Source organism: Spirillospora sp. NPDC047418 (genome assembly GCF_040643275.1).
Classification (GTDB): Bacteria; Actinomycetota; Actinomycetes; order Streptosporangiales; family Streptosporangiaceae; genus Spirillospora.
Genome location: NZ_JBEYTW010000019.1, coordinates 63,725 through 89,441, shown reverse-complemented (window position 1 = coordinate 89,441; position 25,717 = coordinate 63,725). Strand labels below are relative to the sequence as shown.

General features: G+C 70.6%; 27 protein-coding genes. 12 read left to right on the top strand and 15 right to left on the bottom strand.

Annotated elements, in window-relative coordinates; genetic code table 11:
* Positions 1 to 17 precede the first annotated feature (17 nt).
* From ABZ806_RS15075 to ABZ806_RS15065, 3 genes are all read right to left on the bottom strand, one after another.
* Positions 18 to 428: a DUF4259 domain-containing protein gene (locus tag ABZ806_RS15075; RefSeq protein WP_500217854.1), complete on the bottom strand. Its 411-nt coding sequence runs from the start codon at positions 426 to 428 to the stop codon at positions 18 to 20.
* A 103-nt stretch (positions 429 to 531) separates the two neighbouring features.
* Positions 532 to 1,188 (bottom strand): tyrosine-protein phosphatase, encoded by a 657-nt coding sequence (locus ABZ806_RS15070; protein WP_500217853.1) that lies wholly within the window; start codon positions 1,186 to 1,188, stop codon positions 532 to 534.
* 117 nt (positions 1,189 to 1,305) lie between these two features.
* Entirely contained in the window at positions 1,306 to 1,878 is a 573-nt protein-coding gene (locus tag ABZ806_RS15065) for a dihydrofolate reductase family protein (protein WP_500217852.1), read from the bottom strand.
* Positions 1,879 to 2,008: 130 nt separating this feature from the next.
* Here ABZ806_RS15065 and ABZ806_RS15060 point away from each other — a divergent pair, with 130 nt between their 5' ends.
* Entirely contained in the window at positions 2,009 to 2,854 is an 846-nt protein-coding gene (locus ABZ806_RS15060) for an SDR family oxidoreductase (RefSeq protein WP_500217851.1), read from the top strand.
* A 103-nt stretch (positions 2,855 to 2,957) separates the two neighbouring features.
* Here the strand turns inward: ABZ806_RS15060 and ABZ806_RS15055 are convergent, their stop codons facing one another.
* On the bottom strand, positions 2,958 to 3,533 hold the full coding sequence (locus tag ABZ806_RS15055; RefSeq protein ID WP_500217850.1) for a TetR/AcrR family transcriptional regulator: 576 nt from the start codon (positions 3,531 to 3,533) through the stop codon (positions 2,958 to 2,960).
* A 92-nt stretch (positions 3,534 to 3,625) separates the two neighbouring features.
* On the opposite strand from ABZ806_RS15055, the gene ABZ806_RS15050 reads away from it, so the two are divergent.
* Complete coding sequence (locus tag ABZ806_RS15050; RefSeq protein ID WP_500217849.1) at positions 3,626 to 4,678, top strand: NAD(P)-dependent alcohol dehydrogenase; 1,053 nt, start codon at positions 3,626 to 3,628, stop codon at positions 4,676 to 4,678.
* A 71-nt stretch (positions 4,679 to 4,749) separates the two neighbouring features.
* Here the strand turns inward: ABZ806_RS15050 and ABZ806_RS15045 are convergent, their stop codons facing one another.
* The 7 genes from ABZ806_RS15045 to ABZ806_RS15015 all read right to left on the bottom strand — a co-directional run bounded on the left by ABZ806_RS15045 (position 4,750) and on the right by ABZ806_RS15015 (position 10,927).
* Complete coding sequence (locus ABZ806_RS15045) at positions 4,750 to 5,295, bottom strand: flavoprotein (RefSeq protein ID WP_500217848.1); 546 nt, start codon at positions 5,293 to 5,295, stop codon at positions 4,750 to 4,752.
* Between the two features lie 37 nt (positions 5,296 to 5,332).
* On the bottom strand, positions 5,333 to 5,572 hold the full coding sequence (locus ABZ806_RS15040) for a DUF2283 domain-containing protein (protein ID WP_500217847.1): 240 nt from the start codon (positions 5,570 to 5,572) through the stop codon (positions 5,333 to 5,335).
* Between the two features lie 33 nt (positions 5,573 to 5,605).
* Entirely contained in the window at positions 5,606 to 6,196 is a 591-nt protein-coding gene (locus ABZ806_RS15035; protein WP_500217846.1) for a hypothetical protein, read from the bottom strand.
* A gap of 61 nt (positions 6,197 to 6,257) precedes the next feature.
* On the bottom strand, positions 6,258 to 6,620 hold the full coding sequence (locus tag ABZ806_RS15030) for a nuclear transport factor 2 family protein (protein WP_500217845.1): 363 nt from the start codon (positions 6,618 to 6,620) through the stop codon (positions 6,258 to 6,260).
* Between the two features lie 91 nt (positions 6,621 to 6,711).
* Entirely contained in the window at positions 6,712 to 7,371 is a 660-nt protein-coding gene (locus tag ABZ806_RS15025; protein WP_500217844.1) for a response regulator, read from the bottom strand.
* Positions 7,368 to 8,504: a sensor histidine kinase gene (locus ABZ806_RS15020; RefSeq protein ID WP_500217843.1), complete on the bottom strand. Its 1,137-nt coding sequence runs from the start codon at positions 8,502 to 8,504 to the stop codon at positions 7,368 to 7,370. The genes ABZ806_RS15025 and ABZ806_RS15020 overlap by 4 nt, the downstream gene beginning before the upstream one ends.
* Positions 8,505 to 8,836: 332 nt before the next feature.
* On the bottom strand, positions 8,837 to 10,927 hold the full coding sequence (locus tag ABZ806_RS15015; RefSeq protein ID WP_500217842.1) for a DNA gyrase/topoisomerase IV subunit B: 2,091 nt from the start codon (positions 10,925 to 10,927) through the stop codon (positions 8,837 to 8,839).
* A gap of 468 nt (positions 10,928 to 11,395) precedes the next feature.
* On the opposite strand from ABZ806_RS15015, the gene ABZ806_RS15010 reads away from it, so the two are divergent.
* From ABZ806_RS15010 to ABZ806_RS14990, 5 genes are all read left to right on the top strand, one after another.
* Positions 11,396 to 11,887, top strand: coding sequence for an SH3 domain-containing protein (locus ABZ806_RS15010; protein ID WP_500217841.1), 492 nt, complete (start codon positions 11,396 to 11,398; stop codon positions 11,885 to 11,887).
* A 4-nt stretch (positions 11,888 to 11,891) separates the two neighbouring features.
* Positions 11,892 to 12,563, top strand: a complete 672-nt coding sequence (locus ABZ806_RS15005) for a class F sortase (protein ID WP_500217840.1) — start codon at positions 11,892 to 11,894, stop codon at positions 12,561 to 12,563.
* A gap of 154 nt (positions 12,564 to 12,717) precedes the next feature.
* Positions 12,718 to 13,620 (top strand): ABC transporter ATP-binding protein, encoded by a 903-nt coding sequence (locus ABZ806_RS15000; protein WP_500217839.1) that lies wholly within the window; start codon positions 12,718 to 12,720, stop codon positions 13,618 to 13,620.
* Entirely contained in the window at positions 13,617 to 14,690 is a 1,074-nt protein-coding gene (locus ABZ806_RS14995; protein ID WP_500217838.1) for an ABC transporter permease, read from the top strand. The genes ABZ806_RS15000 and ABZ806_RS14995 overlap by 4 nt, the downstream gene beginning before the upstream one ends.
* Before the next feature lie 119 nt (positions 14,691 to 14,809).
* On the top strand, positions 14,810 to 15,040 hold the full coding sequence (locus tag ABZ806_RS14990) for a DUF7455 domain-containing protein (RefSeq protein ID WP_500217837.1): 231 nt from the start codon (positions 14,810 to 14,812) through the stop codon (positions 15,038 to 15,040).
* Between the two features lie 182 nt (positions 15,041 to 15,222).
* Here the strand turns inward: ABZ806_RS14990 and ABZ806_RS14985 are convergent, their stop codons facing one another.
* Positions 15,223 to 15,954: a GNAT family N-acetyltransferase gene (locus ABZ806_RS14985; protein WP_500217836.1), complete on the bottom strand. Its 732-nt coding sequence runs from the start codon at positions 15,952 to 15,954 to the stop codon at positions 15,223 to 15,225.
* A gap of 23 nt (positions 15,955 to 15,977) precedes the next feature.
* On the opposite strand from ABZ806_RS14985, the gene ABZ806_RS14980 reads away from it, so the two are divergent.
* Complete coding sequence (locus tag ABZ806_RS14980; RefSeq protein WP_500217835.1) at positions 15,978 to 16,757, top strand: YaaA family protein; 780 nt, start codon at positions 15,978 to 15,980, stop codon at positions 16,755 to 16,757.
* Positions 16,758 to 16,879: 122 nt separating this feature from the next.
* On the opposite strand, the gene ABZ806_RS14975 is transcribed toward ABZ806_RS14980, so the two are convergent.
* From ABZ806_RS14975 to ABZ806_RS14965, 3 genes are all read right to left on the bottom strand, one after another.
* Positions 16,880 to 18,562, bottom strand: coding sequence for an RNA polymerase sigma factor (locus ABZ806_RS14975; RefSeq protein ID WP_500217834.1), 1,683 nt, complete (start codon positions 18,560 to 18,562; stop codon positions 16,880 to 16,882).
* Positions 18,563 to 18,825: 263 nt separating this feature from the next.
* On the bottom strand, positions 18,826 to 20,961 hold the full coding sequence (locus ABZ806_RS14970; protein WP_500217833.1) for a SpoIIE family protein phosphatase: 2,136 nt from the start codon (positions 20,959 to 20,961) through the stop codon (positions 18,826 to 18,828).
* A gap of 336 nt (positions 20,962 to 21,297) precedes the next feature.
* A complete protein-coding gene (locus ABZ806_RS14965) occupies positions 21,298 to 21,888 on the bottom strand; it encodes an HhH-GPD-type base excision DNA repair protein (protein WP_500217832.1) in 591 nt (196 codons plus the stop codon).
* A 126-nt stretch (positions 21,889 to 22,014) separates the two neighbouring features.
* Here ABZ806_RS14965 and ABZ806_RS14960 point away from each other — a divergent pair, with 126 nt between their 5' ends.
* The 4 genes from ABZ806_RS14960 to ABZ806_RS14945 all read left to right on the top strand — a co-directional run bounded on the left by ABZ806_RS14960 (position 22,015) and on the right by ABZ806_RS14945 (position 25,645).
* Positions 22,015 to 22,719 (top strand): molybdopterin-dependent oxidoreductase, encoded by a 705-nt coding sequence (locus ABZ806_RS14960; protein WP_500217831.1) that lies wholly within the window; start codon positions 22,015 to 22,017, stop codon positions 22,717 to 22,719.
* Positions 22,720 to 22,795: 76 nt separating this feature from the next.
* Positions 22,796 to 23,521, top strand: coding sequence for a cytochrome b/b6 domain-containing protein (locus tag ABZ806_RS14955; protein ID WP_500217830.1), 726 nt, complete (start codon positions 22,796 to 22,798; stop codon positions 23,519 to 23,521).
* A gap of 141 nt (positions 23,522 to 23,662) precedes the next feature.
* Positions 23,663 to 23,911, top strand: coding sequence for a hypothetical protein (locus ABZ806_RS14950; RefSeq protein ID WP_500217829.1), 249 nt, complete (start codon positions 23,663 to 23,665; stop codon positions 23,909 to 23,911).
* A gap of 195 nt (positions 23,912 to 24,106) precedes the next feature.
* Positions 24,107 to 25,645 (top strand): hypothetical protein, encoded by a 1,539-nt coding sequence (locus tag ABZ806_RS14945; RefSeq protein WP_500217890.1) that lies wholly within the window; start codon positions 24,107 to 24,109, stop codon positions 25,643 to 25,645.
* Positions 25,646 to 25,717 lie beyond the last annotated feature (72 nt).

The following is a 25,717-nucleotide window of genomic DNA, read 5'->3' as shown; positions in this document are numbered from 1 at the left end:
CCGCCACGACGATTAGATCACTCGGGCTGCCTGGAAAGCACCATACGCAGTCGACCGATCTCCGCGCTCCATTCCTCTGCGCCGCCGCTCTCGTTCCAGAGCTGCTCCAACTCCGAGTCGGGGCCGACCACCCGATCCAGGGCCTTCACCGCAAGGGGGTGCAGGTCGACGGGCAGTTCCGGGACTTCCTCGTCCGGCCCGTAAACGGAGTCGACAGGCTTGCCACCAGGGCACTGGGCCGCTACCAGAGCAGCCGCGGCAACTGCCACCACACTCTCATGGCTGTCCAAGTAACCCGTCTCGCCGATCACGGCCTCCAGAGCTTCTCGAATTGCCGACGGGCGCTCTTCTGAGGCCAATTCATCGAGGTCTCCCGCGAAGTCGGCGGCGGTGTCGCTGCCGAACGGGCTGGCGTCCCAGGTTCCCATGTCGTCCTCCTGATCAGTGGCGGCCCACGCTATCCGGCAGGTCGGACATCACACGCCGGCCCGCCGTGACCGGTGAAAGGGTCGCCGGACGCCCCGGCCAGTGCTATGGCTGGAGGAGGTTGGTTCGGAGTTGGACGATCACGTCTTTGTCGATGCCGAGCAGGTCGGTGGCATAGGCGTGGACGGAACCGTAGGTCGTGCTCATGTCGGTCAGGAATAGCCGCATGACATCGGCGGGGGCCCTGCCGTAGGACGGCCATCGCAGTTCTCGGCCGGGGTGCGTCGCCCGCCATTCGGCGATCAGGTAGTCGGTGGCGAGTTCCGTCAGCGCGAAGTCGGCGACGATGTCGCCGTCGGCCACGCCCAGCAGGGACAGGACGAGCGCGGCGACTATGCCCGTCCGGTCCTTGCCGGATTTGCAATGGAAAACCGTCGGCCGGGTCGAGGTGGCGATGACCTCCAATGTTCGGCTCAGTTCGTCCACGCCATCGGAGACCACTTCGGCGAAGCGGTCGGCCAGGAACCTCCATGGATCGACTTCTGGATCGAGCTCCGCCTGGTCGTATGGACGGTGCTCGATGCTGAAGTTGAAGTACGCCATGTCGGGATGCTCCGGGGCCCGGCCCTGCGCCTCGATCTCCCAGGGGTAGCGCAGGTCGATGACCGTGCCGACACCCAGTCCCCGGAGCCGTTCCCAGTCGTCGTTCTTCAGTCGAACGCGATATGTCTCGTCATGCCGATCATCGTACGGCTCCCCCATGTACCTGGAGGGCGGCCGGCCAGCCGCCTCGATCGTCCCGAAGTCCGTGTTCGCCGGGCCGGCCTGGACGAACCCGGTCTTGGTCAGCACCCTCTGGAACGCGACGACGGACGGCTGTCAGCGGATGATGTCGAAGACATTCTTCTGGATGCCGTTGGAGTATGCCTCGTGCTCGACGAGCTTGAGCTGCTGGGCGTCCTTGTCAGCGGAGCTGAACAGGCGCTTGCCCGCGCCGAGCAGCAGCGGGAACACGAGCAGGTGGTACCGGTCGATCAGACCCGCGTCCGACAGGGCATGGTTCAGGGCCACGCTGCCGTGGAGGATGATCGGGCCGCCCTCGGTCTCCTTCAGCGCGGCGACCTCGTCGAGCGAGCGCAGGATCGTGGTCTCGCCCCAGCCCGCGACCAGATCGTCATCGGTGAGGGTGGTGGAGACGACGTACTTCGGCATCGCCTTGTAGCCGGCGAACTCCTCCATGCCGGGCCACACCGGGCTGAACGCCTCGTAGCTGCTCCGGCCCAGGAGCACCGCGGTGGACTCCTCCTGTTCCCGGCCCTTGATCTCGTACGCCTCGGGGACGAACTCGATGTCCTTGAAGGTCCAGCCGCTGTTCCGGTAGCCGGGTTCGCCGCCCGGCCCCTCCATGACGCCGTCGAGCGAGATGAAGGCGGTGCTGATCAGCGTGCGCATCTTGGTCTCCCTGGTGTCGCGCGGTATGGTCACAGCATGCCTAAGACAAAAAGATTTGTCAAGAACGATTTAGTTGTCGGTGGTCCTCGCGGCTTGACCTGGAGCACGCTCCGGGTAGGAAGCTTGCGGGATGAGCTCACACGGTTCGAAGACCTGGTTCATCACCGGCGCTTCACGCGGCATCGGCCGCGAGCTCGCGGAGCGGGTCCTCGCGCGCGGGGACCGCGTCGCCGCGACACTGCGGCGGCCCGAGCAGCTGGACGATCTGGCCGCCGCATACGGCGACCGGTTGTGGCGGCACCGGCTCGACGTCACCGACACCGCTCAACTCGACACGGTGGTCGGCAAGGCGTTCGCCGATCTCGGACGGATCGACGTCGTCATCTCGAATGCCGGCTTCGGTGTGCTGGGGGTCGCCGAGGACCTGAGCGACGACCAGGTGGAGCGGTCGATCGCCACGAACCTGACGGCGTCCATCCACCTCGCGCGCCGCGCCGTCCCGCACCTGCGCGAGCAGGGCGGCGGGGTGCTCGTGCAGATGTCCAGCATGGGCGGGCACATCGCATTTCCGAAGTTCGGCATCTACCACGCGACGAAATGGGGCATCGAAGGCTACTTCGAAGCCCTGGCGCTGGAAGTCGCGCCCTTCGGCATCAAAACGATCCTGGTCGAGCCCGGCATGGTCCGGACGAGTTTCTACGACGCCGCGGAGCGCATCCCTCTCAGCGCCCCGTACCAGGGCGGCCCGGCGGACACCCCGTCGCGGCCGGTGGAGGAGATGCCCGCCAGCCAGTCCGGCGTCGCACACGCGACGATCGAGGCCGCGCTCTCCGACGATCCGCCGCTGCGCCTCCTGCTCAACTCCGACGCCTACGAGAACGTGACGTCCGCCCTCCGCGAGCGGCTCGCCGCGTTCGAGGCCCGCCGTGACGCGTCCTACGCCGCCGACGCCGAAGTCGCTCCTAAGCCGTCTTGACCACACGCCGGACCGGGGCAACTCGGCCCTCAGATCAGGCGAGCGTGGACTTCGGCCAGGCGCCCGGCGTCCAACGCGCCGCGATTCGGGCGGTCGTCCTGGGCTAAGGAGCGACGGCGCGGGCGACGCAGTCGCGTAGCAGGGCGCGGCGGCGGGCGTGTTCGGCGGCGGGCTCGTCGGCGGTGGCGACGTGGAGGCCGCTGACCGGCGACCACGCGCAGGCCATCGCGACGACCACGGCCATCAGGTCGGCGGGATCGGCGGCGCGCACGCGGCCGGCCGCCTGGGCCCGGGCGATGGCCTCGATCTTCGGTGCGTGGTCGGAGTCGGACAACCGGCCCGTCGGACGCCGTTCCAGCCGGAGCCAGGCCATGAGCCGGACGAGTTCGGGGTGGCGCAGGTTCTCGTCGTACATCCCGACGGCCCAGCCGGGCAGGTCCTCCGCGTCCAGCGGGACGGCGTTCATGAGGCGGTCGGCACGATCGGCGATCACCACGTCGAACAGGGCGTCCTTGCTTCCGTAGTAGCCGTACAGCTGCGCCTTGTTCGTGCGCGCCGCGGCGGTGATGCGGTCGATCCTGGCGCCGGCGATCCCGCGCTGCGCGAACTCCTCGGTCGCGGCCTCGATGATGCGCCGGCTGGTCGCGACGCCGCGTGCGGTGGTCGGCAGCTCGGGCATGGGAACCAGTCTACAGACAGACCAGTCAGTTTGTTATCCGGCCGGGAGATGGCTACGGTCGAAACAGACCGACTAGTTTGTTTGGAGAATCCATGCGGCACACCATCGGCTGGCAGAGCAGGGACGACGGCTCCACCGTGCTGGAGCAGGTCCCGATCGAGCGCAGGGACCTGCGCGCGGACGACATCGCGGTGCGCGTCGACTTCTGCGGCGTCTGCCACAGCGACCTGCACCGGATCAAGGGCCTTCTCAACGAGGGCGCACTGGTCCCCGGCCACGAGTTCACCGGCACGGTCACCGCCGCCGGGAGCGCGGTGACCGGTTTCGTCCCAGGCGACCGGGTCGCGGTCGGGACCATCGTCGACTCCTGCGGGGACTGCCCGATGTGCAGGGCCGGGCAGGAGAACTACTGCCACGAGGGGCCCGTCAGCACCTACGGCGGCATCGACCGCATCGACGGCACCAGGACCCGGGGCGGCTACAGCCGCGAGTACGTCCTGCGGGAGACCTTCGCCCACCGGCTGCCCGACGGGCTCGACCCGGCCGCCGCCGCCCCGCTGATGTGCGCCGGGATCACCATGTGGGAGCCGCTGCGCGCCACCGGCGTCGGGCCCGGCAGCCGGGTCGCCGTGGCCGGCCTGGGCGGCCTCGGGCACCTGGGCGTGAAGCTCGCCGCCGCCCTGGGCGCGGAGGTGACCGTGCTCAGCCGCACCCCGGACAAGACCGATGACGCCCGCGAACTCGGGGCCGCCGACATGCTGCTGACCACCGACCAGGCGCGGACGCAGGCGGCGCGGGACCGGTTCGACCTCATCCTGGACACCGTGCCCGTCCCGCACGACCTGTCCCCGCTGCTGCGCATGACCGGTCTCGACGGCACTCTGGCGATGCTCGGCCTGCCCATGCCGACCATGGTGCCGATCATGGAACTGACACGTGGCCGCAAGCGCCTCACCTCGAGCGGCACCGGCGGTCGCCGCCACACCGCGGAGATGCTGGACTTCTGCGCCGAGCACCGGATCACCGCGGACGTCGAGGTCCTTCCCTCGAACCGCGTCCAGGACGCACTCACGCGCCTGGCCGACGGCGACGTCCGCTACCGCTTCGTGCTGGACCTGTCCGACCTCGACCAGCCCGCGTCCTGATCGAGCGAGCGCTCCCGCCCTGAGCGCGCGACGAGACGGCACCCCGCCGGCCGAACGGTCGTGGCCGCTGCTCAGGGCAGGCGGGTTCGAAGTTCGGTCAGTTCCTGCCTGAGCTCCGGCCAGGGAAAGGCACCCTCGGGGTCGTCGCCGGAGTCGGGGGTCGGGAGGCGGGCGGGGTCCAGTAGGACGGTGACGCCCCAGTCGCGCAGGGCGGCGACACTGCGGATGAAGACGGGGTGGCGGGCGAGGGCCTCGTTCGGCCACGGTGCCGCGATGATTGGGCGGCCGAGGCCGACGGCCTCGTTGAGAAGGCCCAGGGCCAGGGTGTCGCTCGTCCCGTGCGCCCACTTGTTGACGGTGTTGAACGTCGCGGGCGCCACCGCGAACACGTCGGCGGGTGGCAGGACGTCGGGCTCGTCTGGTCGCTTGTAGTCGGAGCGGACGGGAAAGCCCGTCAACTCAGCCAGGCGCCCGGCGTCCAGGAACTTCATGCCGGACGGAGTGGAGACCACGCACACCGTCCACCCGTCGGATTGGAGTCGTTCGATGAAGGGCGGGAGGTCAGCGGCGGGCCGTCCACCGCAGGCGATCACATAGAGCACTGGGTCCTTGGCCACCTCCCCACCCTCCCATGAGTGCGGGCCGAGGCGGGGCTCAGTCTTTCAGCAGCCCTTCCACGCCGAGTATCTCGATCCCGAGCAGGCGTTTGTCAGCCGAGAAATCGAGGACTATTTCAGAGTTCCGAGTCTTCAGCTGGAATGTCTCGTTCTTCACCGACTCGCCAGGCTTAATTTCATCGGCCAGTTGGATGTAGAGCGCATCGACCTCTGTCGAGATGCGTATCTTTGCGGCTCGTTCAATGCTCTCGCTCAAGCTGTTGCCATCCTTGTCCATGGTGACGCGGGTGCCCGAAGTGAGGGGGTTCTCTCAGCCATAGTTGGCGGTCAGGGTTTCGGCGTACTCGTCCGGGACGGTCCAGTCGGCAAAGGTCAGCGGAAGGTACGACCGCAACGCGCCTGACACGTCCAAGAAAGGCCCGAACCGCCCGCGCCAGGAATTCTTCGTCGCCGTATCCGAGAATCCACGGAAGACCGCGATCTCAGGATCCCGCTCGCCCCAGCACCCCCACCGCCCGGAAGCGCCCGTCAGGGCTATGACCTGTGCTGACACCGCGATCGATCCCATGATGTCGCCCTCCGGCTCATGGCCGATCGCCGCCCAGTAGTCGTCCGTTCCACCCTCGACCGGCAACGAGACCGCCGGATGCACTCGATACTCCGGCAGGTAGAAGGAATCACGACCCGGCTCGAGAACCAGTACGTCGACGTGGTCTTCACCATGCCATCGGGCCATCGCTTGGAGGGCGGGCCAGAATTCCGGCGCGAGAATCGCGTCGAACTCGCAGAAGAGCGAGTCCCCGGCATCTCCTCTGAAGACCTGGCCGGGCAATCTGGCGGCAAGATCGAAGGTCGCGGCGCCATGGGCGCGGACATCCAGGTATTCCTGAAGGCCGAACATCAGCGCCTCCCCCGCAGACAGCCCTTACTGAGACCGGCCCCGGTGCCGGGCGCCGGTCGGGTCAGGATTCTATGTCGTCGGGGCCCCAGTGGGCCTCCATACGGGCGATCTTGCCTTCGGAGTCGAAGGTCATGACGTCGATGGCGCGGATGCGCATGCCGGGGACATCGATGGTGAAGGCCATGGCGGCGCGGTCGCCGTGGGAGCCGCGGATGGGGCCGTCCAGGGTGAGTTTGGCGCCGCTGGCGATGGCGCCGGTGTAGAACTCCTCGATGGCGGCGCGGCCCGACATCGGGGGGTTGCCGACCGGGTCCTCGACGACGGCGTCGTCGGCGTAGAGGCCGGTCACGGCCGCGGCGTCGGCGGCGTTGAAGGCGTCGATGTAGGTCTGAAGCGCCTGCTTCATGTGCTCCTGTGTCGGCATGGGGCGAAGCGTAACAAGCGATCGCTTGGCTCACGAGACCCGGGCGTAATTACAGGCACGGCCCCCGCGCCGCCCGCGCCGCGATCGGGTATCAGCCGGTGAGGCCGTGCCTGTAGGCGTAGGTGACGGCCTGGGCTCGGTCGCGGAGGTTCGCCTTGGCGAACAGGTTGTTGATGTGCGTCTTGACGGTCGCCTCGGAGATGAACAGGTCGCCGGCGATCTCGGCGTTGGAGCGTCCCTGCGCGATGAGGGTGAGGACCTCCGCCTCGCGGCGGGTGAGTCCGTCGGGCAGGCCGGCGCGGCGGGGGCGTTCGCCCGCGGCGACCGCCTCGACCAGGCGGCGCTGGACGGCCGGGTCGAGCTGGGACGCCCCGTCCCGGACGGCGGCGATGGCGCGGGCGATCTCGTCGGCGTCGGCGTCCTTGGTGAGGTAGCCGCGGGCGCCGGCGCGCAGGGCGGCGAAGATCGAGTCGTCGTCGGCGTAGGTGGTGAGGACGACGATCCCGACGTCGGGATGGGCGTCCTTGATACGGCGGGTCGCCTCCACGCCGTCCATGCGCGGCATCCGCAGGTCCATCAGGACGACGTCGGGGCGCAGCTCCTCGACCATCGCGACCGCCCGTTCACCGTCGCCGCAGGCACCGGCGACCTCGATGCCGGGCAGCAGTTCGAGGAGAAGGACCAGGCCCTCGCGCACCACGGTCTGGTCGTCGACGACCAGGATCCTCGTCTTCACCGCGTCTCCCGTCACGCCGGCACCTCGAGGGACACGCGGAACCCCTTGCCGTCCGGTCCGGTGACAAGGGTCCCATCGATCAGTTCGGCGCGCTCCCGCATGCCGACGAGGCCGTAGCCGCCTCCGTTCAGTTCGATGACCGATTCCGTCCCGCCGCTGTCGGTCACTTCGAGTTCCACCTTGTCGGGCAGGTAGCGCAGGGCGACCTGGACACGCGCGCCGGGCGCGTGCTTGCGGACGTTCGTGAGCGCTTCCTGGGCGGTGCGCACGACCGCGAGCCCCGCCTGGGGCGACAGTTCGCGCGGTGAACCCGTCACCCGCACGTCGCAGGGCCGGCCGGTGCTGGCATAGAACTCCTCGGCGAGTTCGGCCAGCACCTCTTTGGGCTCCGGTATCTCTCCGCGGAGGGTGGCAAGGGCGCGCCTCGTCTCCTCCAGGCCCGAGCGGGCGAGGTTCCGCGCGCGCTCCACACGATCCAGGGCCTGGACGCGGTCACCGTCGCGGGACAGGAGCAGCCGTGCGCCCTCCAGGTGGACGATCTGCGCCGACAGGGAGTGCGCCAGGATGTCGTGGATCTCGCGGGCGAGGTGCGACCGCTCCGCCAGGACGGCGTTGGCGGCCTCGGCGCGGCGCGTGGCCTCCTGCGCGGCGGTGCCCTGGCGGCTGGCGACGGCCCCCAGCGTGAGGCCCGCGAACGCCGACATGAGACCGAAGTCCGCGCCGCCCGTCCGGAGCGCCTCCCCCAGCCCGCCGATCGCGGCGACCGTCAGCGCGCTGACCGCGATGCCCCAGGGCAGCGGCAGCCGCATCAGCAGCACCCACAGGCCGGCCATGCAGAAGAAGAACCCGCCGCCCGCGTGCGGCGCGATCGCGTACAGCGCCATCCCCGCCGCCACGGCCAGCAGCAGCAGGACGATCCCCGTCGCCCGCCAGGGCGAGCCCTTCTGCCGCCCGAGCGCGATGCCGGCGCCCAGCAGGGCGAACATCACCACGTTGAGGACGACGAGGGCCAGGCCGACGCCGTGCAGCGCCGGGGCCGGTTCCCCGTGCAGCAGCCCCCGGACGTACGCGACCAGGCCCCACGCCACCAGCATGCCGACGACGAGCAGCCGGACGAGCCGCTCTCTGGCCGTCACCTTGCAGTTCACGATGCGACAGTAACCGGCGCGAATCCGGCGAACCGGCGCGCCCGCAATCGCCGGTGGCGGACGGGCGCCGGCACTGCGAGGCCCGGCAGAACGTTGTCCAGCGTGTTCATGCCCCGACGTTAGGACCGGCGGGCCCCGCAGAGGATCGCCGCACGGCTGGAAACCCGCTCTCCACCCCCGGGTGGAGACCCGGACACCCTTGGCCGGATGCGGACATCAACAGCCGGCCTCCCGTCGGCGTCCGGCGGCGACGCGGCGTCGTTCCGGCTCGACACGGCCACCGCGCCGTGCCGGTCGGCGAACGCCCGGCCCGGCCACGCCGGCGGGGGCGGTCAGGCGTCGATGCGCTCGACGTCGAGTTCGGTGGCGCCGGCGGTGATGAACGCGCGGCGCGGCGCGACCTCGCTGCCCATCAGCAGCTCGAACACCTTCGCCGCCTCCTCGGCGTCCTCGATGCGGACGCGCCGGAGCACCCGGTGCCGCGGGTCGAGGGTCGTCTCCGCGAGCTGGTCGGCGTCCATCTCACCGAGGCCCTTGTAGCGCTGGATCGGCTCCTTCCAGCGCTGGCCCTTGCGCTCCAGCTCGACGAGCCGCTTGCGCAGCTCGGCGTCGGAGTAGGTGTAGATGTACTTGTCCTGGCCCTTGCGCGGCTTGATCAGCTCGATGCGGTGCAGCGGCGGGACGGCGGAGAACACCCGCCCGGCCTCCAGCATGGGCCGCATGTAGCGGTGGAAGAGTGTGAGGAGCAGCGTCCGGATGTGCGCGCCGTCGACGTCGGCGTCGGCGAGGATCACGATGCGGCCGTAGCGGGCCGCCTCCACGTCGAACGTGCGGCCCGAGCCGGCGCCGAGCACCTGGATGATCGCGGCGCACTCGGTGTTCTTCAGCACGTCCGCGACGGACGCCTTCTGCACGTTGAGGATCTTGCCGCGGATCGGCAGCAGCGCCTGGAACTCGGAGTTGCGGGCGAGCTTGGCGGTGCCGAGCGCCGAGTCGCCCTCGACGATGAACAGCTCGCTGCGGTCGTCGGTGGTGCGGCAGTCGACGAGCTTGGCCGGCAGCGCCGAGTTCTCCAGCGCGTTCTTGCGCCGCTGGTTGTCGCGCTGGGTGCGCGCGGCGATGCGGGTCTTGGCCGCGCCGACGACCTTCTCCAGGACGGCGCGGAGCGGCTGCTTCTGCCCGCGCGACGGGTTCTCGAAGACCGCCCGGAGCTCGCGCAGCACGACCTGCGACACGATGCGGGTGGCCGCCGACGTGCCGAGGACCTCCTTGGTCTGCCCCTCGAACTGCGGCTCGGGCAGCCGGACCGTCACCACCGCGGTGAGGCCCTCCAGGACGTCCTCCTTGATGACGTCCTCGTCGCCGTTCTTCAGCAGCTTGGTCGCGCGGAGCTGCTCGTTGAGGACCTTCAGGACGGCGCGGTCGAAGCCGCGCAGGTGCGTGCCGCCCTTCGGGGTGGCGATCACGTTGACGAACGACTTGGTGATCGTGTCGTAGCCGCTGCCCCAGCGCAGCGCGACGTCGACCTCCAGGTCGCGTTCCACGTCGGTCGGGGTCAGGTGGCCCTGGTCGTCCAGGACGGGGACGGTCTCGGTGAAGTGGCCGCGGCCCCGCAGGCGCAGCACGTCGACGAGCGCGGTGTCCTTGGCCAGGTAGGTGCAGAACTCGCTGATGCCGCCGTCGAACCGGAACGTCTCGTCGAGGATCTCCTCGCCGCGCTCGTCGCGGACGTCGATGGTGAGGCCGGGGATGAGGAACGCGGTCTGCCGCATCCGGTCGAGGACGAGGTCCTGCTCGACCGTGGCGTCCTTCAGGAAGATCTGCAGGTCGGGCCAGAAGCGGACCCGGGTGCCGGTGACCTTCTTGGCGACCTTGCGGGTCTGCCGCAGGCCCGACTTCTTCTTGAACCGGGCGTTCGGCCGGCCCTCGTCGGCGAACTCGCCGGGCAGCCCGCGGCGGAAGCTGATCGCGTGGGTGTACCCGTCGCGGTCGACATCGACGTCCAGCCGCGCGGACAGGGCGTTGACCACGGACGCCCCCACGCCGTGGAGACCGCCGGACGCGGTGTAGGAGACGCCGCCGAACTTGCCGCCCGCGTGCAGCCGCGTCATGACCAACTCGACGCCGTGCAGGCCGGTCTTCGGCTCCAGGTCGACGGGGATGCCGCGGCCGTTGTCACCCACCTCGAAGGACCCGTCGGCGTGGAGCGTCACGCTGATATGGGTGCAGTAGCCGGCGAGGGCCTCGTCGACGCAGTTGTCGACGATCTCCCACAGGCAGTGGGCGAGACCCCTGCTGTCGGTCGACCCGATGTACATGCCGGGTCGTTTCCGGACGGCCTCCAGCCCCTCCAGCACCGACAGGTGCCGGGCGGAGTAGCCGTGCGGGTCTTCGGTTGTCGCTTCGGCGGTCGCGGCGGTCAACGTGCGTGCGCTCCTCGGGGGTAGGTCAGTCGGCAGCAGGGTACCCCCGGCCGCCGACAATCCGCCGAAAGGCTCGCCCGAAAGGCCCTCCGGCGGGCCGCCCGCCGGCCCCGCGCCGCCCGGAGACCGCCCGCGGCCGCCCGGCCCGGTGCGCGGCGGATCCGCCAGGGAGGACGCGAGCAGCCGCGACTTCGCGGATGCCCGCGAACATCCTCCCCCTCATAGGTGTAAGTCGCTAATAGAGCGACACCCACACTCTTTGATGCAATTGATGTGCAATGTACGTTTTATTCCGCCGAAGCCACGCTTCATATTGGCCTTCAGGTGATCGACATTTTGGAGCCGACGTTTCCGCCAGCACCAATATTTGCTGGTCGGGAACCATGTGCCGAAGAGAACGGGGGGAGGCGTCCTGCGAGATGTCGGACACCTCCGGCATCACCGTGAGCATCACTTGGAGGATGGAACATGAGGACAACCGCACGCGGCGGCATCGCCCTCGCAGCCGCAGGCGTGGCCACCAGTGGCTTCGCTCTCCTGGGCGGTGGGACCGCGTACGCCGCGACCACCACGGACCATGCGGCAGTGGCCAAGACCTGCTCGTACAAGGTCGTGACCAGGGGCCGCAACCTGAACGTCCGCACGGGTCCGAGCGTCAAGTACCGCGTGGTCGGGACCGTGAAGGACGGCCAGCACGTCACGGCCGACTGCAAGACCTCGTCCAGGGCCTGGACGCGGCTCCGCGGCGGTGTCGCGAAGAACCTCGTGGGCAAGTGGGTGGACGGGGCCTACCTGAGCCCGACCGCCCCCAGCGGCGGCGCGGGCACGGGCGGGGGCGGCACGTCCGCGCAGATCACTGGCCCGATGCTCGCCACCACCGGCGCGGGCCTGGGCGCCATCGCGCTGGGCGGCGGCATCGCCCTCACGGCGCGGCGCCGGCGCTCGGAGGGGCAGTCCTGATCGCATGATCAGAGGAAATGGCGGCGGCCGCCCGGGCCGGCTCTGGGTGGCCGCCGCCCTGATCGCGATCGGGTCGCTGGTCCTGGCCGTCGGCTGGTGGACCGGCCGTCCCGAGCCTCCGCCCCAGCCGCCGGCGGCGGACGTCACGGCACCGCGGCCGGCGGGCACGAGCGCCGATGCCGCGCCCCGCCCGCTTCCGCCCTCGATTCCGAAACGCATAAAGATACCGGCCGTGAAGATCAATGCTCCGGTCGTTCCGGTCGGCATTCAATCGGACGGAGCGATCGAGGTCCCGCCGTTGAGCAAGGTCCACCAGGTGGGCTGGTACGAGAACGGGCCGACTCCGGGCGAGAATGGACGAGCCGTTCTCGTCGGGCACGTCGACTCCAAGAAGGAGCGCGGCGCATTCTACGAACTCGGCGCCCTCCGGCCCGGCAGGACCGTTCAGATCGCCCGCGCGGACGGGACGGCGCCGAGGTTCCGGATCGACCGGATCCAGCGCGTCGCCAAGGACGAGTTCCCCACCCGGGCCGTCTACGGAGACGGCGCGGACGGAGGGGGGCACGGCCCGCCCGAACTGCGGCTCGTCACCTGCGGCGGGGCGTTCGACCGCGCGCGCGGCCACTACGTCGACAACATCATCGTGTACGCCTCGATGATCGACGACGCCTCGTGACCCCGACCGCCCCCCGGCCCGGGGAGGCGGGTGGGCGGACGGCGGACGGCGGCCGGTGCGGCGGAGCCGGGCCTCCCGCCCTTCGTCTTCTAGACCTCAACGTCCACCTTTAGGTGGGTGTGCAGGACTCCGATCCGCTTCTACCGTCCTGTGCATGGTGCAAACGATCGAGGTCTCGGACCTCCGTAAACGCTACGGGGACGTCCGGGCCGTGGACGGGGTGACATTCGGGGTCGAGGAGGGCGAGTTCTTCGGCATCCTCGGCCCGAACGGCGCGGGGAAGACGACGACGCTGGAGATCGTCGAGGGGCTGCGCAAGGCCGACGCGGGGGACGTCTCGGTGCTCGGGCTCCTCCCGTGGCCGCGCAATCCGGGGCTGCTGCCCAGGATCGGCGTGCAGCTGCAGGCGTCGTCGTTCTTCGAGCGGCTGACCACCCGCGAGCAGCTGCAGACGTTCGGCTCCCTCTACGGCGTCCCCGCCAAGAAGGCCGACGCGATGATGGACCTGGTGGGGCTGGCCGACAAGGCGGACGTCCGGGTGGAGAAGCTGTCGGGCGGCCAGGCGCAGCGCCTGTCCATCGCCTGCGCGCTCGTCCACGACCCGGAACTCGTGTTCCTCGACGAGCCGACCGCCGCGCTCGACCCGCAGGCCCGCCGCAACCTCTGGGACCTGCTGCGCCAGATCAGCACGGAGGGCCGCACGGTCGTGCTGACCACCCACTACATGGACGAGGCGGAGATCCTCTGCGACCGCGTCGCCATCATGGACTCGGGCAGGATCCTCCGGCTGGGCCCGCCGGCCGTGCTGGTGCGCGGCCTGGACGCCCCGGCGCGGATCAGCGTGGCGAGCGGCGTGCTGGACGTGGCGGACGCGCGGCTGCTGCCGGGCGCCGACGAGACCGCCGACGACGGTGTCTCGCTGACCATCACCACCCGCGACCCGTCGGCGGTGGTCGCGGCCATGGCGGCCAAGGACGCCCTGGACGGCGTCCAGATCCGCGGCGCCACCCTTGAGGACGTCTTCCTGGAGCTCACCGGACGGGAGTACAGGGCGTGAGCACGTTCGAGAGCTTCAAGAGCCTGTCCAGGGCCATGTACCTGGGCTTCAAGCGGGACCGGACCGCGCTGTTCTTCACCATCCTGTTCCCCCTGATGTTCCTGCTCATCTTCGGCGGGATCTTCGGGCACCAGACGACGTCCAAGGTGAACGTCCTGGAGGTCGGCAAGGCGCCGATCCTGGAGCAGGCCGTCACGCAGGGCGCCGAGCAGCTCGGCAAGGTCATGAAGGTGACGGAGACGTCCGACCGCGCCGCCGCCCTGCGCAAGGTGGAGAAGGGCGACGCGGATGCGGCCGTGGAGCAGCGCGGCGGCCGGCTGATCGTGCACTACTCCGCCGCCGACCAGGTCAAGTCGGGGACGGTCCGGGGGCTGATGGACTCGATCGTCCAGTCCGCGAACCAGCAGGCGACCGGCAAGCCGCCCGCCTACACGATGTCCGCCCAGCAGGTGGAGGACGACTCGCTGAAGGCCATCCAGTTCTTCACCCCCAGCCTCCTCGGCTGGGCACTGGCGTCGGCCGGCGTGTTCGGGGCGTCCCAGACGCTGGTGTCGTGGCGGACCAAGGGCATCCTGCGCCGCCTCCAGCTCTCCCCCGCCCCGATCCCCACCGTGTTCGCCGCGCGCGTCGCGGTCAGCCTCGTCATCGCGCTCGTGCAGTTCGCACTGTTCGTGCTCGTGGCGCAGCTTCCGATGTTCGGCCTGCGGCTGAGCGGCGCCTGGTGGATGTCCATCCCGATGGTGATAGCCGGCGTGCTCGCCTTCCTGTCGATCGGGATGCTGATCGGCGCGTGGGCCAAGACGCAGGAGACCGCCCAGGCGGTGACGCAGCTCGTCGTCCTGCCCATGGCGTTCCTGGGCGGGTCCTTCTTCCCGCTGGACGAGGCGCCGGGCTGGATGAAGACGCTGTCCTACATCTTCCCGCTCCGGTACCTGAACGAGGGGATGCTCAACGTGATGGGACGCGGCCTGGGGCCCATGTCCGCACTGCCCCAGATCGGTGTCCTGCTGGCCGTTGCGGTGGTCGGCGCGCTGATCGCCGTGCGCCTGTTCCGATGGGAGGCCGTCTAATGTGACCTCGGTCACTTAATGGGCCATTCTGCTCTGGGCGTACGCGGAACCGGGTTGGGAACGCCAGCGTCGGGTTAGATGTTGTCCTAAGTACCGACCCCGAGCATGAGGAAGGTGCCGTGACTGGAGCCCTTGCCCCAACCAAGCCGCTGACCGTCGCCGACCGATGCGACCGCTGCGGCGCCCAGGCCTACGTCCGTGCTGTCCTTGTAGGCGGCGGCGACCTTCTGTTCTGCGCCCACCACGGACGCAAGTACACAGAGGCGCTCCGTGCCAACGGGGCCGACATACAGGACGAGTCCGACCGGCTCATCGAAACCCCGGCCGCCGCTCCCCCCGAGGAGCGGTAGATCTCCCAAATAGAAACTCGATGGACGGCGGTCACCGGAGACGGTGGCCGCCGTTCCGCATTTCGCCCGTTCGACCCGATCCAGAGCCCAATCAGGCCAACTTCACAGGGTCATTCACTGATTACATAACGTCACTGAATTCGGTCGCCCCTGTGATGCCGATCACCGAGTCCACGCGCTTCTCACCTGCCGGTGACATTCTTCACTCGGTAGTGGTAGCCCCCGGCTTCCGTGAACCCCTCGGACGCGTACATCGCCCTTGCGGGCGCGTTCCGCTCGACGACCACCAGGTACGCCGACTCGCACCCCCGCTCGCGTCCCCAGCCGAGAAGAGCCCGCAGGACGCGGCGCCCCAGGCCCCGCCTGCGCGCGTCCGGCGCGACGGCCATGGCATAGATGCCGAGCCACTCCCCCTGCGGGACGCCCCGGCCGACGGCGACACCGTCCAGGGACGCGTAGCCGGCGGGTACGCCGGTGAGGATCTTCTCCGCCATCGGCAACTGGTGGTCGTACCGGCCGTCCACCGACCACCACAGGTCGAGCCATCCGCTGGACGGCGCCTCGGCGATCTCCACACCGTCGCTCTCGTAGTGCCCGGACAGGTCGGTCTCCATCGCGATCGTCGGATCGACCAGTTCGTAGCCCCGGCCGTCCAGGAACCCGTCGATCCCCTCCGGACGTGCCTGGGAGTCCACTGAGAACACGGTGGGCAGGCCCAACGCGGTGTAGAAGCGCTCAGCATGCTCGACGGCAGGGCCCACGTCCCCGGGGTCGCCCCAGGGCAGGACGGAGTTGGCCCGCTTGGTCACCCCGTCGGCGTGGCGCAGCAGCCAGCCGCCCATATCCTTGGTGGACGGCGCGGGCCATGCCCCGGCGACGAGTTCGCCCAACCGTGCTTCCAGAGACCGCGCCATCTGTCACCGCTTTCGGGGGGATCGTGCACATCCTGCTGCCGCCGTCGGAGAAGAAGGCTACCGACGGGGACGGCCCTCCCCTCGACCTGGCCTCGCTGAGCTTCCCCGAACTGAACCCGGTGCGGAAGCGCGTCCTGGCGGCCCTGGGCAAGGTCTCCAGGCGCAGGGACGCGCCGGACGTCCTCGCCCTGCCACCAGGCCAGGCGGACGACGCGCTCGCCCGCAACAAGGTGCTGCGCGAGGCGCCCACGCTCACGGTCGCCCGGCTCTACACCGGCGTCCTCTACGACAACCTCGACCTCCCCGACCTGGACGCCGAGGCCGCGGCCGGGCAGATCATCGTCTTCTCGGGCCTGTGGGGCGCCCTGAGGCTCACCGACCGCGTCCCGCCCTACCGGTTGGCCATGGCGGTGTCCCTGCCGCCTGCGGGCCGTCTGGGGACGCTGTGGCGCCCGGCGATGCGCACGGCGCTCCCGGGGGACGGCGACCTGGTCGTCGACATGCGGTCCGGGCCGTACGCGTCCGCGTGGAAGGCGCCGCAGCCGGCCGTCGCCGTCCGCGTGTTCCGCGAACGCCTCGTCGGCGGCAGCCCCTCGGGGGTGGCGGGGCGTAGCCATGGGGGTGAAACACAGCGGACGGTCGTCAGCCACATGGCCAAGGCCACCCGCGGCCGGATCGCCCACGACCTCCTCAAGGCGGGCGCCGCGCCGCGCACCCCCGAGGAACTCCTCAAGGCCGTCGCCGGCCTGGGGCACGCGGTCGAGCTGAACGGCCCCCACCTCGACGTCGTCCTGCACGACTGACGCCCGCCGTCGACCGCACACCGGGCCGGGCCACGGGGGTAAAGCGGAGCGACAGCGCGAAAGAGCAGGACCCCGCGCGCGGCGCGGGGTCCTGCTCCTCGTTCGGTCGTCAGGCCGCCGGGTCAGTCCAGGTAGTCGCGGAGCACCTGGGAGCGGGACGGGTGGCGCAGCTTCGACATGGTCTTGGACTCGATCTGGCGGATGCGCTCACGGGTCACCCCGTACACCTTGCCGATCTCGTCCAGGGTCTTCGGCTGGCCGTCGGTGAGGCCGAACCGCATCGACACCACGCCGGCCTCGCGCTCGCTGAGCGTGTCCAGGACGGAGTGGAGCTGCTCCTGCAGCAGCGTGAAGCTGACCGCGTCGGCCGGGACGATGGCCTCGGAGTCCTCGATGAGGTCGCCGAACTCGCTGTCGCCGTCCTCGCCCAGGGGCGTGTGCAGGGAGATGGGCTCGCGGCCGTACTTCTGGACCTCGACCACCTTCTCCGGCGTCATGTCGAGTTCCTTGGCCAGCTCCTCCGGGGTGGGCTCGCGGCCCAGGTCCTGGAGCATCTGCCGCTGCACGCGGGCCAGCTTGTTGATGACCTCGACCATGTGCACCGGGATGCGGATGGTGCGGGCCTGGTCGGCCATCGCGCGGGTGATCGCCTGCCGGATCCACCAGGTGGCGTACGTGGAGAACTTGTAGCCCTTGGTGTAGTCGAACTTCTCGACGGCGCGGATCAGGCCGAGGTTGCCCTCCTGGATGAGGTCCAGGAAGAGCATGCCGCGGCCGGTGTAGCGCTTGGCCAGCGAGACCACCAGGCGGAGGTTGGCCTCCAGCAGGTGGTTCTTCGCGCGGCGGCCGTCCTCGGCGATCCACTCGAAGTCCTCGAGGTCCTCTTCGGACATCGTCGGACCGGACACGGCGAGCCGCTCCTCGGCGAACAGGCCGGCCTCGATGCGCTTGGCGAGCTCCACCTCCTGCTCGGCGTTGAGCAGCGGGACCTTGCCGATCTGCTTGAGGTAGTCCTTCACCGGGTCGGCGGTGGCGCCGGCGGCGGCGATCTGCTGGGCGGGCGCGTCCTCGTCGTCGTCGCCGAGGGTGAAGCCCTCCTCCTCCGCGGCGGGGGTGCCCTCGGCGCCCTGCTTGGCGGCGGCGGGGGCGGCGGCCGCCTTCGCGGCGGGCGCGGCCGGGGCGGCCTCCTCCTCGTCGGTGTCGGACTCCTCGGCCTCGGCGGCCGTGTCGTCCTCCAGCTCGACGTCGAGGTCGGCGAGGTCCTCGTCGAGGTCGACCTCGACCTCGTCGTCGACCTCGGGGTCGGTGCCCTTCTTGGCCGGCGCGGCCTTGACGGGCGCGGCCTTGACGGCGGCGCCCTTCTTGGCGGGCGCGCCCTTCTTGGCCTTGGCGGCCTTGGCGCCCTTGGCGGGCGCGGCCTTCTTGGGCGCGGGCGCGGCGGCGGCCGGGCGCGGCTCGGCGACGGCCTCCGCGGGCGCGTCGTCGCCGACGACGGCGGTCACCGTGTCGGGCTGCTCCTTGGCGGCGGCCGCGGTCTTCGGCCTGCGCGCCGCCGCCGGCGTCGCGCGCTTGCGCGGACGCTTGGGCGCCGCGGAGTCGGCAGCGCTCACCATGACGGTCACACCCTCCTTGCTGAGGCTCCGCAGAATGCTGGAGGCCTTCGACACGGGGATGTCGGCCTCCTCGAACGTACGGCGTACGTCGTCGGCTTCGAGGTAACCCTGGGACCGTCCACGCTCGATCAGTTGCGCGATGACGTGATCGTGCAGATCCGACGCTTTCGAGGTCGAGCTAGCAGGCGACACAAATACCTCTCGAACGAACGTGTGGCTTGGTTGACCCAAGTGCCCTGACGGGCCCGGCCTCACACTGGGTGGGACCACACACGGAGCGGACCACCGGTGCGGGACCGCAGCGTACCCGCTCTGTCTGGGTCAAGCATTCTGGCACTGCTGCGCGTTCCACCCTGAAGTCCTACCCGGTAACTCTCCACCTTAGAGGGCGCCGGGCGGTCCTTCGAACGTGCTACTCCGTCTTCACGCGGTCTTCGCGCGGTCTCAGGCGGGTTTCACGCCGGCTTGGGCGGGACGTGCAGGGCGAGCACGGTCACATCGTCCACCTGCTCGTATCCGGCAAGCATCCGATCGACCAGGAAGTCGACGACTCTCTCGGGATCTCCTACCACTTCAGGTGGGGCGTCCGCGGCCACGGCGACAAGCTCGTTCAGCCCGGCGTCCACCCCACGCCTACGGTTCTCCACAAGTCCATCGGAATAGAAGACCACAGTGTTGCCGGTTTCGATGGAAAAATTTGTCTGCTGCCGCTGGCTGGGCCAGCCGAGCGGCGTCCCCGGCTCCAGCGTGCTGACCCGCGCGGGCTCGTCCGGCGAGATCAGCAGGGGCGGCGGGTGGCCCGCGTTGCTGAACTCCCCCTGCCCGGTCTCGGGGTCGATGACCACGTACGCGACCGTGGTGAACTGCTCCTCGTCCTCGGTCGCGCTGAACAGCCGGTCGAGGCCGGCCAGGACCGCGGCGGGGCGCGGATCGTTCAGCGCGAGCGCGCGCAGGGCGTTGCGGACGCGGCCCATTCCGGCCGCGGCGAGCACGCCCTTGCCCATGACGTCGCCGACGGCGACGGCGAGCCGGTCGTCGGGGAGGCGGAACACGTCGTACCAGTCGCCGCCGACCTGGACGTGCCTCGTCGCGGGGTTGTAGCGGGCGGCCAGCACCATGCCCGGCAGCTGCGGCAGGTCGCTCGGCAGGAGGCTGCGCTGCAGCTCCTCGGCGGTCTTGTGCTCGCGCTCGAACAGCAGGGCGCGCTCGACGGCCAGGGCGCACTGCCCGGCCAGCGCCTCCAGGAAGACCCGCTCCTCCTCGGTGATCTCCCGGGGCCGGGTGAAGGAGAAGCGCAGCGCGCCGATCGGGGCGCCCGCCGCGAGCAGCGGCAGGCCCACCCAGGCGCGCTCCTCGGTGTGCTGGGCGAACAGGTCGCGCTCGCCGTGGCCGAGCTGCAGCCGCAGGCTGTCGGGGTGCTCGGCCAGGAACGGCCGGCTCTCGCGCACCGCCACCGACATCACGGTCTGGTCGCTGACCTTGATGTCGTCGCGGGAGGGCGGGCTCGCCTCGGGCTCCCCCTGCTGGGACGGCGCCACGATGCTGAGGCGCAGCTTGTCGTCGTCCAGCAGCGCCACGGCCGAGTAGTCGGCGCCGATGGCGGACCGGCCGACCTCGGTGATGACCTGGACGACCTGGGAGACGGTCAGGGCCTCGGCGAGCATCGAGGTGGCCTGCTGGAGGCGCGCGGTGCGCAGCGCGGCCGCCGACAGCTGCTCGGTCAGCCGGCCGCGCATCTCCTCGGCCTCGCGCTGCCCGGTGACGTCGGTGTTGGCGCCGACCCACTCGATCACCGCGTCGCCCTGCCAGATCGGCACGGCCCGGACGTCGAAGTGCCGGTAGGTGCCGGTCTTGGTGCGGACGCGGTAGTTGGTCTCGAAGACCCGGTTCTCCTCGACGCAGTCCCGCCAGGCGGTCTCGATGCGCGGGCGGTCCTCCGGGTGCACCACCGACAGCCAGCCGCCGACCGCGTAGTCGTCCGGCGTCTGCCCGGTGATCGCGCGCCACTCGGGCGCGTCGTCGATCACGCCGCCGCCCGGCGCGGCCACCCACACCACCTGCGCGCTGGCCTCCACGAGCGAGCGGTAGCGCTGCTCCTTGCGGCGGATGACCTCCTCCGCGCGGCGTCGCTCGGTCACGTCCAGCGCCGTCAGGACGACGCCGAGGTGCTCGCCGTCGCCGTTCCGGGCGGGCAGCCACGTGCAGGCCAGGATGCGCTCCTCGACGGCCGTGGCGACGCCCGAGGCGTCCTCCGGCGCGTCGCCGGCCTCCCTGGCCGGGACGACCAGGTCCAGATCGCTGACCGTGCGGTCCTCGTCGATCACCCTCCGCAGCGCGGTCTCGAACGCCGCGGCCGGCGCCTCGGGCAGCACCTCGGACGGTCTGTGCCCGTGCAGATCGCGCACGGGCACGCCGAGCAGCCCGGCGAGCGCGTCGTTGGCCCTGCGGCAGCGCAGTTCGCGATCGAAGAACGCCAGCCCGCCGGGGGCCTCTTTCAGCAAGGTCGCGTACAGCGCGGCGTCGGACGCATCCATGGGCTGCCCCTCCACCCCTGAGACGCGGGGATGCGGGACGGACGTCTCGGTGCTCAAGGACAACACCTCCGCCCCAGAGGGTCCCGTACCGCGCGGCAAGTTTTCATCACTATGAGTGAATGGGAGCAGGCTAGCGCTCCCGCCTCCATCACAACACCGGTCGGAGTCAGGTATTCATCATCCCGATGGTTCGCCGTGTACGGAAGACCTGCTGAACATCCTTGTCCCTTCGGCCCCGGACGAACACGTCGGATTCGGACGCCATCGCAGGCGGGCGCGGGAGGCGGCCCGCCGCGGACGGCGAGTAGGAGATGTTACGGCCCCGAGCCGTGACGGCGCGTCAACTTCCCCACGCCGGGTGTGTCTTCCCCTTGGCGGACTTACCCGGCGGCCTTACTTGGCGGACTTGGCGGACTTGGCCGCGGCCTTCTGCTCCTGCTTGAAGGCCCGCACCTTGGCCAGGGATTCGGGGCCGGTGATGTCGGCCACCGAGCGGTGGGAGCCTTCCTCGCCGTAGGCGCCGGCGGCCTCGCGCCAGCCGTCCGGGCGAATGCCGTACTGCTTGCCCAGGAGGGCCAGGAAGATCTGCGCCTTCTGCTTGCCGAAGCCGGGCAGGGCGTTGAGGCGCTTGAACAGCTCCTTGCCGCTGTCGACGCCCTTCCACACCTGCTCGGCGTCCCCGTCGTAGTTCTCCACGAGGTACCGGCTCAGCTGCTGGACGCGCTTGGCCATCGAACCCGGGTAGCGGTGGACGGCCGGCTTCTCCGACAGCAGCGCGGCGAACCGCTCGGGGTCGCAGGCGGCGATCTCGTGCGCGTCCAGGTCGTCGGCGCCGAGCCGCCGGGCGATGGTGTAGGGGCCGGAGAACGCCCACTCCATCGGGATCTGCTGGTCGAGCAGCATGCCCACCAGCGCGGCCAGCGGGCTGCGTCCGAGCAGCTCGTCGGCTTCCGGACGCTGTGCGAGGTGAACCTTCGTGGCCATGGGGCCAGCTTAGGGCGGGGCCGGCTCAGGGCGGGGCCGGCTCAGGGCGGCCCCGAAATCTGTCAGAAGTGTTACGTGCGCCGCCGGGCGCTGGCGGCGCCCGGCGCGCGGTGCTCGAATGGAGCGGTGAGCGAGGAAGAGCGAGCGAAGGGCAGCCCCGTCGGACGGCGGGTCGTGCTCGGGATGCTCGGCCTCGGCGTCGCGGGGGTCGCCGTGGGAGCGTCCGTCCAGGACAGGGTGAGCAGGGCCCTGGCGCCGGTGGGGCCGATCGGGGACGTCCTGCCGGCCGCCGGCGGGTTCCGCTACTACTCCGTCACCTACGGGGTGGACCGGCACAGCGCCGCCACCCACCGGGTGACCGTCGGCGGCCTGGTCGAGAGGCCGCGGGCGTTCCGGCTGGCCGATCTGGCCCGGCTCCCCCAAACCGTCCTGGACCGCGATTTCCAGTGCGTGACGGGCTGGCGGGTCCCGGACGTGCACTGGGTGGGCGTCGCCCTGCCCGACCTGCTGGACGCGGTCGGCGTGTCGCCGCAGGCCCGCGCCGTCACGTTCACGTCGTTCGACGGGGTCTACACGGAGTCGCTGACGCTGGAACAGGCGCGCCGCAGGGACGTCCTGGTCGCGACCCAGATGGACGGCAAGCCGGTCACCCACGACCACGGCGGGCCCACGCGGCTCTACGTGGCGCCCATGTACGGCTACAAGTCGCTGAAGTGGCTCGGCGGCATCGAGGTGACCGACAAGGTCGAGCCGGGCTACTGGGAGAACCTCGGCTACGACGTGGACGCCTGGGTCGGGCGGTCGAACGGGCGTGACGATGCACCCACCTGAGGAACACCCACATGAAGAACACCGGCGTGAGGGACACCGGCGTGAGGGACACCGGCACGGCGCGTCCAGGTGGCTGGTGCGGTTCACGCGGGCGGAGCGGTCGATCCATCATGTGACCGCCCTGCTCATGCTCGCCTGCCTGCTGACGGCCGCGATGCTCTACCTGCCGGTGCTGTCGACGCTGGTCGGCCGCAGGGAGATGGTCAAGACCGTGCACGTCTGGTGCGGATTCGCTCTGCCCGTGCCGATCGTGCTGGGGTTGCTCTCCCGTGCGTTCAGGGCCGATCTCTCGCGGCTGAACAGGTTCTCTCCGCATGACTGGGAATGGCTCAGGCGCGGCGACCGCAGAGCCGTGCGGGGCGGGCGCGGGATCCTGCCGGTGGGCAAGTTCAACGCCGGTCAGAAGCTCAACGCGGCTTTCACGGCGGGCGCCGTCCTGGTCATGCTCGGCACGGGCGAGATCATGACGTTCCCCGGGCCGTGGGACGACCGGTGGCGGACGGGCGCCACGTTCGTCCACGACTGGCTGTTCCTCGTCATCGCCGTCGTCACCGCCGGGCACCTGTGGGAGGCGCTGCGGGACCGGGACGCGCTCACCGGGATGCTGACCGGGCGGGTCGGCCGCGACTGGGCGGCGCGCCACCACGCGGACTGGGCCGACCGGGCCGACCGGGCGAGCAGGGCGAGCAGGGCGGGCAGGGCGGGCAGGGCGGGCAGGGCGGGCAGGGCCGACCGGGCCGGCACCGGGACGTCGGCCGAAGCCGGTCCGGAATTTGCCGAACGTCGCCCCGACATCTCTTGACTCTCCCCGCAAAAGCGCTGGAATGGGACATCGAGGCGGGGTTTTCACGGAAGCTCCCACCAGGGTCGATCCGTGCCGCGCTCCGCCTCGGCCGGCGGCGTCCCCGTCCGCCGGAACCCCGTGCGCGGAGGTGTACGCAAGATGCCTGCACTGGCCGATCACCGAAGCGAGACCCGCGACGCGCTCGCCCGGCGGCTCTGCGACGAGTTCGCCGTCTTCCCCTCGGACGCCGTCCGGCGGTGCGTGGCCGACGTCCAGGCGTGCATGGCCCATCTGGGGCTGGAGGCCACGCCCGCCAGAGTCGAGCGGATGGCGCGCGAGCACCTCACCGGGGTGTTGAAATCGGAGCCGCCGTCCGGGCGGGTCTCCGGCGGAGGCATCGACGGCTGAGGCGGCGGCCAAGGTGCCGGCGGCCGGGCGGGACGCCCCAGGGCGGATGCGGATCTTCGGCCATGCCCTGGACATCGCCCGCGCGGGATCTGAGAGGCTAGGAGGGTGAGTCCCCGCAGCCCCAACCGCCCCTCCGGGGATCCTGCCCGGGACGGCTCCGCACCCCCGGACGAGGTCTCGGCGATCTTCGACGGCATGCTCCGGCACGCCCGCGAACTCCTCGCCGTGCGCAGCCCCCTGGACGCGGAACTGATCGTCAGCGAGATCCTCGGCTCCTGGTGGGGCCACCGGGTACCGGGCGGCGACGTCGAGGAGGTCATCGGCGAGGCGCTCGCCGACCATGCGGCCGCCGCCGGAACGCCCGCCGCGCTGGCACTGCTCACCGGGATGGCCTACCTGGGCACGCCCCGGCAGGCGGCCAGGGCCGAGCGCGCGGCGCTGGACCTGATGGCCGGCGGCGTGGGGCGGCCCGGATGGGCCGACCGCGTGGGGATGGTCGAGCCCGAGGGGTGCTTCGTCTCCCGGGACGTCTACGGCGACCAGGACTCCGTCGTCTGCACCTACACCTACGGCGGCACCGAGCGGCACGCCCTGGTCGTCGTGGTCGACCGCACCAAGGCCGGCACCCTCCGGCCGTCCGCCGACCCGTTCGGCCCGTCCGCGCCGGCCGAACCGCCGCCGGTGAGCGGGATGGTCAGGGACGCGTGGGTCTCCTCCAGGGTCGACACGCTCCTCGACAGCTGCCGGCGGGAGGGCCGCGACAACCCGCTGATGCGGTTCGAGGAACTCGACCCGCGCGATGCCAGGGCGCTGCTGCAGAGCGCCCTGGAACTCACCGACGCCATCGACGACCCGCCGGTGAACGAGAACTTCGGCTCCTACCACGCGTTCGTGCGTGCGCGGGTGGAGATCCTGCCGCCGGGCGGGCGGCTGCCCCAGCCGCCGGTGTACGGGCGCGACAGGCGGGCGACGATCGCGGCCCGCTTCCTCGCCTCGGACGAGGCGGAGGGCCTGTCGGACCTCTCCGCGGCGAGCCGGTGCGCGGACCGCATCATCGACTACGGCTGCACCCACGACTTCGGCCGGCCGCTGCGCGTCTCGCCGGTCAAGTGCGAGATGTTCCTCCTCGACTGGCTGCCGAGAAAGGTTCTGCTGTCCCCGACGGAACAGGAAGCGGTCCCCCACGTCCTGGCCGCCTGGGTCCGGTGGGCGGGCAAGCGCACCGGCCTCCCGGAAGAGGGCGTCAGGGCCACCCTGGACGCCCTGTGGGACGCGACGGCGAAGTTCGCCGAGGCCTACCGGGATCCGGCCGCATCCGGCCTCGACCGCGATCTGGTCGCCCGGCTGCTGCCCGACGGCGACCTCGAGGCCCTCCCCCGGCGCGCGTTCGCCCTGCCCTTCCTGTCGGGCACCCACCGGAGGTCGGGCAGGCACGGGTTCATCAACCTGTCGAAACTCGATCCGGCCGATCCCGACGACCGCCGCGCGATCCTGGAGTTCGAGCACCCGGGAGCCGACGAGGCGCACCTCGAAGCGCACGAGGTGCTCGCGGAGAGGCTGTGGCACGACCGCCCGCCGCAGCTGTGGACGACCGCCCAGGCGCTGCTGGACGTCGGGTACGAACGGCACGAGATCCTGCATAAGCTCATCGGCGTCATGGACCGTTCTGGGGACGACCCGGACGCCCTCCGCGAGGCCCTGCGTGTCCTGCGTCACGAACCCCCGCCCGGGTGAACTCCCGGTTTGCGCGCGGCGCCCCCTGCGACAATCATCGGGACCCGGGCATGGTCTCGCCGGGTCTCGGGG

Bases quoted from the DNA above. Each gene is read 5' to 3' on its own strand.
- ABZ806_RS15035 (WP_500217846.1), bottom strand. From the start codon at position 6,196: ATGTTCGGCCTTCAGGAATACCTGGATGTCCGCGCCCATGGCGCCGCG.
- ABZ806_RS15070 (WP_500217853.1), bottom strand. From the start codon at position 1,188: ATGGGGGAGCCGTACGATGATCGGCATGACGAGACATATCGCGTTCGA.
- ABZ806_RS15000 (WP_500217839.1), top strand. From the start codon at position 12,718: ATGGTGCAAACGATCGAGGTCTCGGACCTCCGTAAACGCTACGGGGAC.
- ABZ806_RS15055 (WP_500217850.1), bottom strand. From the start codon at position 3,533: ATGCCCGAGCTGCCGACCACCGCACGCGGCGTCGCGACCAGCCGGCGC.
- ABZ806_RS15030 (WP_500217845.1), bottom strand. From the start codon at position 6,620: ATGCCGACACAGGAGCACATGAAGCAGGCGCTTCAGACCTACATCGAC.
- ABZ806_RS15005 (WP_500217840.1), top strand. From the start codon at position 11,892: ATGATCAGAGGAAATGGCGGCGGCCGCCCGGGCCGGCTCTGGGTGGCC.
- ABZ806_RS15060 (WP_500217851.1), top strand. From the start codon at position 2,009: ATGAGCTCACACGGTTCGAAGACCTGGTTCATCACCGGCGCTTCACGC.
- ABZ806_RS14945 (WP_500217890.1), top strand. From the start codon at position 24,107: ATGCTCCGGCACGCCCGCGAACTCCTCGCCGTGCGCAGCCCCCTGGAC.
- ABZ806_RS15010 (WP_500217841.1), top strand. From the start codon at position 11,396: ATGAGGACAACCGCACGCGGCGGCATCGCCCTCGCAGCCGCAGGCGTG.
- ABZ806_RS14950 (WP_500217829.1), top strand. From the start codon at position 23,663: ATGCCTGCACTGGCCGATCACCGAAGCGAGACCCGCGACGCGCTCGCC.
- ABZ806_RS15050 (WP_500217849.1), top strand. From the start codon at position 3,626: ATGCGGCACACCATCGGCTGGCAGAGCAGGGACGACGGCTCCACCGTG.
- ABZ806_RS15075 (WP_500217854.1), bottom strand. From the start codon at position 428: ATGGGAACCTGGGACGCCAGCCCGTTCGGCAGCGACACCGCCGCCGAC.
- ABZ806_RS14985 (WP_500217836.1), bottom strand. From the start codon at position 15,954: ATGGCGCGGTCTCTGGAAGCACGGTTGGGCGAACTCGTCGCCGGGGCA.
- ABZ806_RS15040 (WP_500217847.1), bottom strand. From the start codon at position 5,572: ATGGACAAGGATGGCAACAGCTTGAGCGAGAGCATTGAACGAGCCGCA.
- ABZ806_RS14965 (WP_500217832.1), bottom strand. From the start codon at position 21,888: ATGGCCACGAAGGTTCACCTCGCACAGCGTCCGGAAGCCGACGAGCTG.
- ABZ806_RS15065 (WP_500217852.1), bottom strand. From the start codon at position 1,878: ATGCGCACGCTGATCAGCACCGCCTTCATCTCGCTCGACGGCGTCATG.